This is a genomic window from Streptomyces oryzae, from assembly GCF_017676365.1.
Classification (GTDB): domain Bacteria; phylum Actinomycetota; class Actinomycetes; order Streptomycetales; family Streptomycetaceae; genus Streptomyces; species Streptomyces oryzae.
In genome coordinates, this window is sequence record NZ_JADKMA010000322.1 from 1 (window position 1) to 4,649 (window position 4,649).

Consider the following 4,649-nt stretch of genomic DNA (forward strand, 5'->3'; position numbering starts at 1 on the left):
GGCTTTCCCGGGCGGGGTGAGTCGGCCAGCTCGGCCAGGGCGGCGGTGGCGGCCTTCTTCTTCGTGAGGCGCTCGAAGCCCTTGCCGAGGACGAGGTCGATGTCCTTGCCGTTCCGCTCGTCGTACCGCGTATCGGTGTTCTCCAGCTGGGTGCCCAGGACTTGCAGCCGGTCGGAGGTGGTGGAGCCGGGGGCGCCGACGAGGATGCCAGCCCTTTTGACCTTCCCGTCGAACTCGGCGGGGGCATTGCCGATCTTGCCGATCTTGAAGCCGCGCTTCTTCAGCTCGTCGGCGGTGTCCTTGGCCAGGCCGCTGCGCGAGGTGGCGTTCAGGACGTTGACCGTGATGTCGCCGGGCTCCGGGAGTTTGCCGCCATCGGCGGCCTTGTCCTTGTTCTTGCCCGTGTCCGTGCCCTCGTCGTCGGCCGCGGCGGCGTGCTTGCTGCCGAGAAGAGCGTTTCTGCCGCCCGCTGTGGCCTTCTCGGAGCCGACGGGCCTGTCGGAGGAGGCGGGCGAGGCGCATTTGGTGTGCTCGGCCGCACGGCCGGAGGCGGTGACGGGGGCGCCGCCGGAGAAGATGCCGACGATCTGGAGCGTGCCCCACCCGAGCACCCCGACGGCCAGCGCCGAGGCGAGCGAGGCGGCGATGATCCGCCCCCGCCGCCGTGGCCTGCGCATCCGCGGGTAACGGTCTCCCGTGATGCGGTACTTACCGCCCATGTCCGGGGGAGTGAGCATGCTCATGTGCGCAGGGTAGTGGCCGTAGGCATTACTGCCTACTAGATGATCAGCGGCTCCTCGATACGCCTACAAACACGTACCTGAACGGGGGAATGTGTGTGGTCCTGCGGCGGGCTTCCGACCTGGGGGACCTGAGGGGGCCTGCCGGGTGGTCCTGCGGCGAGGGGGCGGGGCGGTCCCGTGTGGCGGTGGCGTCAGTCCAGTTCGAGGACGCGGGCGTGGAGCACCTGGCGCTGCTGGAGCGCCGCGCGGACCGCGCGGTGCAGCCCGTCCTCCAGATACAGGTCGCCCTGCCACTTCACGACGTGGGCGAACAGGTCGCCGTAGAACGTCGAATCCTCCGCGAGCAGGGTCTCCAGATCGAGCTGGCCTTTGGTGGTGACGAGCTGGTCAAGGCGCACCGGGCGCGGGGCCACATCCGCCCACTGACGGGTGCTCTCCCGGCCATGGTCGGGGTACGGCCGCCCGTTTCCGATTCGCTTGAAGATCACACGGAAAGCCTACCGGGCCACCGGTACCGGGCGCAGCCCTGTGCCGCTGGTGCAATCCGGGTGAGTTGTCGGTGAACCGGGGTGAAAGTGGGCAGAGCATGGGTGGAAGGCGGGCGGACGGTGGGCGCCGCTTCGGTGCCGGTGGCGTGTAAGTCGTGTGCGATCCGGGCGCGCCCCGTTGTCCACAGGCTGTGGACAACGGGGCGCGTGGTTGCACGGGGCGGCAGCTCAGCGGATGAGGTACGCGCCCTTGTACGGTCCTGTCGCCGGGGCGGAGGCCGTAAGACGGTTGCCTGAGGGGCGTGCCGGGCGGTCGGTGCCGCGGGGCAGCCCGCTGGTGTCCCAGGCGTAGTGGCCGACCGCGTTGGCGATGGCTTTGACGTTGAGGTCGAAGGCGCGCGCATCGATGTTCTTCAGGGTGTCGCACGCCTGGTGGTAGCAGCCGTCATACGCCGCTCCGGCCGTGCCGCCCCACAGCTTCTGCTCCTCGGCGGTCTTGATCTCCTCGGCTCCGGTGAAGGTGCCGCCGGCGGGGATGCCGGCCTCGATGAAGGGGCCGTAGTCGGAGCGGCCGGTGAAGTCGGTGCCTCGGGTCGGCGTACCGCGCGAGGTGAGGAAGTCCGCCAGGTCCTTCTCCAGCGTCGCCGAACCCTCCGGGCCCGGGCCTGCGCCGGTGCCGTCGGAGTCGTCCCCGTCGTAGGCGAACATCCCGTAGTTGGGGCTCGCGATCATGTCGAAGTTGAGGTAGAGCGAGATTTTCGCGCGTTCGGCGGCCGGCAGTTGCTCGACGTAGTGCTCGGCGCCCAGCAGGCCCAGTTCCTCGGCGCTCCACAGTGCGAAGCGGACCTTGTTGGCGTGCTTGCCCTGATGGTCGGCCCTGGCCAGCTGGAGGGCCGTCTCCAGGATGCCCGCCGAGCCGGAGCCGTTGTCGTTGATGCCGGGGCCCTCGGGGACGGAGTCGAGGTGGGCGCCGAGCATCACCGTGTTGTCCGGGTTGCCGCCGCGGGTCTCGGCGATCACGTTGTCGGTGGTGCGCTGCTCCTGGTGTTCCCGCACCTCCAGATTGACGGTGACCTCCCCCTTGGCCGCCTGCTCGGCGAGCGCTTCGCCGTCGGCCTGGGTGATGCCGCCGGTGGGGATGCGGGCGGCGTCCGGGCTGCCGAGGGTGCCGTTGAGCGCGCCGTCCTCGTTGTTGTAGATCACCGCGCCGGCCGCGCCCGCGTCGGCGGCGCTCGCCTGCTTCTGCGCGAACGTACAGCCGCCCCGCTTGATCAGCGCGATTTTTCCGTCGTACGTGCCCTGGGCGTAGTCGCCCGCATCGCAGCCGTTGCTGCCGTCGGCGTCGACCGGAACTGCTGCTACTGGTGCCTCGATACCGCCCTGCGGGGTGCTCTTGGTGTACGTCATCAGGGTGAGGGGGACGTCACGCCGGTCCGGGGCGAGCACGGTGAGTTTCTCGGCGAGGGTCTCGCGGAAGGTGAACTCGAACTTCTGGTACGAGACCTTGTAGCCCGCCGCTTTGAGCAGGGCGCCGGCGTAGCGGGCCGAGCGGTCGTGGCCCTTGGAGCCCGCACCCCTGTTGCCGTCGCTGTGGTCGGCGATGGTGCTGAGGGCCTTCAGGTGCTTCATCGCGCCGCGCCCACTGGTGCGCCGGACCAGCTTCTTGGCGAGCTTGTCGGCTTCTTTGGCGGACTGTTTCGCGGGCTGTTTCGCGGGCTGCTGCGCCGCGCGGTGATCGTCGGTGGCGGCGCCCGCTGTCGTGGACGAGGCGAGGAGCAGCGGGGTGGCCAGCGAGGTGGCGGCGAGAGCCGCCACGGATCTCCTGCGCAGTGCGTGCAGGGAGCGGGCGGAGCGGAGCGGTACGGACACAGTCGTGGTCCTTTCGGGACGGCCGTTCGACGTGTGGAGCTCTGTGCTCTGTGCTCTGGTGCGCTCTTTGCTCTCTGTTCTGGTGCTCTGTTGTGCTCTTGGTGTGCTGTGACCCGGTGAGCCTGTGACGTCCGGCATACGGACGCGCGGACTCGGTCAGAGGGAAGCTAGCGGGGGAGGGGCCCGTAGGGAACGGGCTGTGCGCGCACTCGCGGTCGTGTTGCTGCCCGTATCGCGGCCGTAGGGCGGCTCGTACTGCGGCCGTACGACAGCCCGCACCGCCGGTCCGTGCCGCCGGTCCAGGTGGCTCGGGAACGCGTGGGGAGGGGAGCCGCGTTGGTAGCGTGTAGCGTCCGATACCGCCCGTGTGTCGTCTCCGCGCTCTCCCCCGGCCACCGGCCGGACGGCATCTCCGTCCCGCGCCCCTGATCAGGAGCCTTCCGTGACCAACCTCGCACTAGGACCCAGCTGGCTGGATCCGGACTTCCTGATCCAGACCTTCGGCCCTGTCGGGATCCTGGCGATCGTCTTCGCGGAATCAGGGCTGCTGATCGGCTTCTTCCTGCCCGGTGACTCGCTGCTGTTCACCACGGGGCTGCTGATCGTGACCGATCAGCTGCACATGCCGCTGTGGCTGATGTGCCTGCTGATCGTGCTCTCCGCCGTGCTGGGTGATCAGGCCGGATATCTGTTCGGCAAGAAGGTCGGGCCGACGCTCTTCCGGCGGCCGGACTCGCGCTTCTTCAAGCAGGAGAACGTGGAGAAGGCGCACGAGTTCTTCGAGAAGCACGGGCCGAAGTCGCTGGTGCTGGCCAGGTTCGTGCCGATCGTCCGGACGTTCACGCCGATCATCGCCGGTGTCAGCGGGATGCGGTATCGGTCCTTCATCATCTTCAACGTCATCGGCGGCACCTTGTGGGGCGCCGGTGTCACCCTGCTGGGTGCAGCGCTGGGGCAGATCGACTTCGTGCACGAGCACATCGAGACGATCCTCATCGGCATCGTGCTGCTGTCGGTCATCCCGATCGTGATCGAGTATCTGCGGAGCCGCGGCAAGGGCCGCTCTGCCGCCGAGTCCGACGCCCCGGCCGCCCCGGCAGCCGCGGAGAACCGGCCCCCGGCTCCGGGCGCGCCCTACGGCTCCGCCGGTTACGGCGCCCCGCAGCACCACCAGGGCGCCGCTCCGGGTGCGCCGGGTACTCCGGGCGCCCATGGCGCCCATGGCGCCCCTGGTGCCTATGGCTCCGGTCCCGCCGCGGGCGCTCCGCACCCCGGCCCGATGCCGCCCGGCGCTCCCTACGGCGACGGCCACCCGCTTCCTCCGGAGGTCCCGTACGGCGGCGGTCCGGGGTCGGCGCCGCAGGGCCCGTACGGCACCGGCGCGGCGCCCCAGGGCCCGTACGAGGACGGTGCGGCCCCGCAGGGTCCCCCCGCCCCGCCGCAGGATCCGTCCGCTCAGCAGAACCGGCCCGGCGGCCGCGGCAGGCACGCCCGCCGCTAGGACGGGCCCGGCATCATGGGGCGCCCCCTCCCTGGCACAGGGAGGGGG

At 70.3% G+C, this 4,649-nt stretch carries 4 protein-coding genes; 1 reads left to right on the forward strand and 3 read right to left on the reverse strand.

All coding sequences use genetic code 11. The annotated features are described in order from the left end of the window. The 3 genes from ITI46_RS33325 to ITI46_RS33335 form a co-directional block, all read right to left on the reverse strand. Positions 1 to 743 (reverse strand): LytR C-terminal domain-containing protein (locus ITI46_RS33325; protein ID WP_247746983.1); only part of this gene is annotated, 743 nt, incomplete at its 3' end. A 191-nt stretch (positions 744 to 934) separates the two neighbouring features. After that, positions 935 to 1,231 carry a type II toxin-antitoxin system VapB family antitoxin gene (locus ITI46_RS33330; RefSeq protein WP_003999914.1) on the reverse strand — a complete coding sequence of 99 codons (297 nt, stop codon included), beginning with the start codon at positions 1,229 to 1,231 and terminating at the stop codon, positions 935 to 937. Positions 1,232 to 1,459: 228 nt separating this feature from the next. Then, positions 1,460 to 3,100 (reverse strand): M28 family metallopeptidase, encoded by a 1,641-nt coding sequence (locus ITI46_RS33335; protein WP_372452136.1) that lies wholly within the window; start codon positions 3,098 to 3,100, stop codon positions 1,460 to 1,462. A 442-nt stretch (positions 3,101 to 3,542) separates the two neighbouring features. Here ITI46_RS33335 and ITI46_RS33340 point away from each other — a divergent pair, with 442 nt between their 5' ends. Continuing rightward, complete coding sequence (locus ITI46_RS33340; RefSeq protein ID WP_209243684.1) at positions 3,543 to 4,601, forward strand: DedA family protein; 1,059 nt, start codon at positions 3,543 to 3,545, stop codon at positions 4,599 to 4,601. Positions 4,602 to 4,649: the final 48 nt, after the last annotated feature.